Source organism: Furfurilactobacillus curtus (assembly GCF_054657915.1).
Map to the genome: position 1 here is coordinate 1 of NZ_BAAHXU010000007.1, position 1,124 is coordinate 1,124.

The following is a 1,124-nucleotide window of genomic DNA, read 5'->3' on the forward strand; positions in this document are numbered from 1 at the left end:
AACCCGTTGTAATCGGTGGTTCTGAATATCTTTTAATTCAATTTTACCTAACAGGTAATTCAAACCGGCTTGGTGTTGCTGACTAGTAAAGACTACCGGTGGCTGCTGTTGCAATTGACTAAGATCATCGGCGCTTAATGGCTTTAATTCTGGGTCATAGTAAACCACAGCGGTATAGATTTGCTCCTTGTCAATCGTCTCTAACTTATCGAGGTCACTGTCCGGAAAAGCAGTCGTTAGAATGCTGTCATATTGGGTTTGCACCACGGCTTTAACTTCCCGCATAACCCGTAAATCTTTCACCGCTTTAGAAATGAATTCGAGTTCGTTAGGTTCATAAGCGGCTAGCATGCCCCGATCAGTATGCTTCAAATCGTCTAACTGGTGGCCATGTTTGGCTAGTACCGTGGTTAATTGCTTCTCAATCGTCTGGACTTGCTGATTAACTAACTGCCAGCTGGTATATGGCCGCTTGGTAAACGTCAATAATTGCTGGGTTAATAAGTCGTTTCGAATATCCGCTAACCGTTCTGCCAATTCGCTACCTTTAAAAATCGTTTGTTCGCTATTAGTCTCTTTAATTAGTTCCCGTCGTTCAGCCGCGGTTGTCTGTTCAAAATCAAGTTCTGGATATAATTTTTTAGTTGCTCGGTCCACCACTTTATTTAACAACTGATTTGCTTGTGCTAGTGATGTCGTTTGCTGGTCAATAGTCAGCAGTTGCTTAGTTACATCTTCACCAACGGCATGTTTAATTAATAAGCTGTTTTTCCAATTAAACAGCATGCGCTGTTTATCATCTAAATGTTCTAAATCGACATAGGTTTTCAATTGCTGACTTAGATGACTAATTGTGTGTTTTTCAGAGAACGATAGCTCGTCAGTTAACGCGTCAAAATGTTCATGATTTCTTATCTTTTCGTCAAGATTATGATATTTAGCTTGAGCGTTTCTTTGTGCGCTAACTTGTTGATTAAATGCTTTTCGATTTTTTCTTTGGCTGTTAATGCCTTCGTGTTGGGTAGGTGTCTCTTGAATCCCTTGATCGACAAACGATTTTTCACTAATCCGATCCGGAATATTTTTTTGTGCTAAAGACTGATTAACACTTGTTGCCCAATTAC

1 protein-coding gene is annotated in these 1,124 nt (G+C 40.0%); it reads right to left on the reverse strand.

Annotated features, from left to right (window positions below):
• Nucleotides 1–1,124 (reverse strand): MobA/MobL family protein (locus tag ACYQ0Y_RS10260; protein ID WP_459935492.1); only part of this gene is annotated, 1,124 nt, incomplete at both ends.